The following is a 2583-nucleotide window of genomic DNA, read 5'->3' on the forward strand; positions in this document are numbered from 1 at the left end:
CCAGCGCCTCGGCGACCACCAGGCCGAACGGCTCCTCCCAGCGCGGGGTCACCAAAGCCGCCCGTGCCCCGCCGAGGTGGCGCGCGAGGTCGGCATGGCCGAGATGGCCGAGATCGGTGAGGTCATCCCCCAGCCGCGGGGCGATCCAGTCGGCCCAGTAGGCGGGGTTCGGTCGCGGGCCGGCGAAATGCAGAGGCAGGCCGGCGGCGCGCGCGGCGTCGATCGCCAGGTGGAGGCCCTTCTCGGGCACGATCCGACCGGACCAGAACACGTACGGCACCGGGTCCGGCACCGGGCGGTAGACGAAGACAGAAAGCTCGACGCCGTTGCCGATCACCACCGGCTCGGCGACGATCTCGCGCCAGGCGTCAGCGGTGTGGTTCGAGACGGCGGCGAAGGGCATCGTAACGGGCGCGGCGCGCACGCCCGCCTCGAGCGATTCGAACGGCGGCGTGTGCAGGGCCGTCACCATCGGGATCGCGAGGTCTTGGCTTCGGCGCAGCGGGAGATCGTGAAGACTGTTGTTGTGCAGGATGTCGAAGTCGCCGTTGCGCACCGCGTCCATGATCCGCGCATAGGCCGCGTTCTCGGCGCGGTCGATCGAAGCATGCCGCAATGGATCGCCGAGGCCGTCGCCGGTGGGCTGGCAGACGTAGACCGGCGCAAGTGCCGGATCGGATCCCTCCGACGCGAACAGCGTCACGTCGTGGCCGCGTCGCTTCAGGGCGCCGGCGAGGAGATGCGTGTGCATCTCCAGACCGCCCGGATACGGCTGCGCGATGGGGAACTTCAGGTGGGCGATGATGGCGATCTTCACGGAAGCTCGTTTTTCCAGCGACGGAGGCCGTGATCGCACATCGCATACCCTGTCTGTGTGCAGGATGAACGGATGCGGCATAAGTTATTCACCGACCCAATCCCGGAAGCCGGCCACCATCACAACGGTTCCCAGGGCCGCCGAAGGCGCTGGGGACAGCCTCAGTCAGGGCCGCGGCAGCATCATCTCCACGCTCGACTTCAGCCGTACGCGGACATTTGACCGCGAGCCCTCACTGTGAGGCTGCCGCCCCCGTCACGCGCCAGACCGCGTTGCCGACGTCGTCCGAGACGAGCAGCGCCCCGGTCTTGTCGAAGGCCACGTCCACCGGGCGCCCCTGCGCCTTCTCGTCGGCGTCGAGGAAGCCGGCGAGCACGTCGATTGGCTTGCCCGCGGGGCGGCCGTCGGCGAACGGCACGTAGATCACCTTGTAGCCGCTTTTCGGCCGCCGGTTCCACGAACCGTGCTGGGCGACGAACAGGCCGCTCGTCCAGGCCGGCGGCAGGTTCGCGCCCTGCGAGAAGGCGATGCCAAGGGAGGCGGTGTGGGGGCCCAGCGCGTAGTCCGGCACGATCGCCTTGGCGACTAGGTCCGGCCGCTGCGGGCTGACGCGGTCGTCGACGTGCTGGCCGTAATAGCTGTAGGGCCAGCCGTAGAATCCCCCCTCCTTCACCGAGGTGACGTAGTCCGGCACGAGGTCGCTGCCGATCTCGTCGCGCTCGTTCACGGCGGCCCAGAGCGTGCCGGTCTTGGGCTCGAAGCCGAGGCCGTTCGGGTTGCGCAGGCCGGTGGCGAATTCGCGGAAGGCCTTGGCTGCGAGAGTGTATTCCCAGATCGCGGCGCGGCCCTTCTCGGCCTCGAGCCCGTTCTCGGCGACGTTGCTGTTCGAGCCGACGGTGACGAACAGGCGGGTGCCGTCGGGGCTCGCGACGACGTTCTTGGTCCAGTGGTGGTTGATCCCGGCCGGGAGGTCGACGACCTTCTCCGGAGTCGCGGCGTTCTCGGTCTTGCCCGCCTCGTAGGGCACCCGCACCAGGGCGTCGGCGTTGGCGACGTAGAGATCGTTGCCGACGAGCGCCATGCCGAACGGCGAGGTCAGGTTCTTGAGGTAGACCGTCTTCACCTCGGCGACACCGTCCCCGTCGGCGTCGCGCAGCAGCGTGATCCGGTCCGGGCTCTTCACGCCCGCGCCCGCCCGATCCATGATCTTCCCGGCGATCCAGGCCTTCACGCCGGGGAATTTCCCATCGGAGGGCGGCGTGTTGCTCTCGGCAACCAGCACGTCGCCGTTCGGCAGCGTGTAGAGCCAGCGCGGGTGGTCGAGCCCCTCGGCGAAGGCGGCGACCGACAGGCCGGAGGCAGGCGCTGGTTTCGCACCCTTCGCCCAGCCCGCGGCCGGCGCGATGTTGACGGTGGGCAGTGGCGTGGCGTTCGGAGCGGGCAGGGTCGGGCTCGCCCCCTGGCCGTCGGCGAGCTGGAGCGACGCGCTCTCGGGATAGACCGCGAAGCGCACGAAGGCCGCACCGCCGAGGAGAAGGACCGCCAGCGCCCCGAGCCCGATCTTCGTACCTGTCCGCATGGTCCCGTGAATCCCTGTTTCGCAAGCCACCAAGCCCAACCAACCGGCCTGACCGGGAGATAAGAGCCGAGCGGCCGATTGGCTCCGGTTGCGCCGAGGGTGCCGGAGCCGCCCGGCAGCGCGTATAGGATGCGGCCGAGGCTCCCTCGCCGAAGGGTCGCGCCCGGGGCGCGAGCGGTGCAGGCGC

At 69.8% G+C, this 2583-nt stretch carries 2 protein-coding genes; both read right to left on the reverse strand.

Going from position 1 to position 2583, the window contains the following annotated elements:
- On the reverse strand, positions 1-817 hold an 817-nt coding region (locus FV222_RS22660), incomplete at its 3' end, for a glycosyltransferase (RefSeq protein WP_147815699.1).
- A gap of 232 nt (positions 818-1049) precedes the next feature.
- Positions 1050-2396: a sorbosone dehydrogenase family protein gene (locus FV222_RS22665; protein ID WP_147815700.1), complete on the reverse strand. Its 1347-nt coding sequence runs from the start codon at positions 2394-2396 to the stop codon at positions 1050-1052.
- Positions 2397-2583 lie beyond the last annotated feature (187 nt).

This window comes from Methylobacterium sp. WL103, from assembly GCF_008039885.1.
Taxonomy (GTDB): domain Bacteria; phylum Pseudomonadota; class Alphaproteobacteria; order Rhizobiales; family Beijerinckiaceae; genus Methylobacterium; species Methylobacterium cerastii.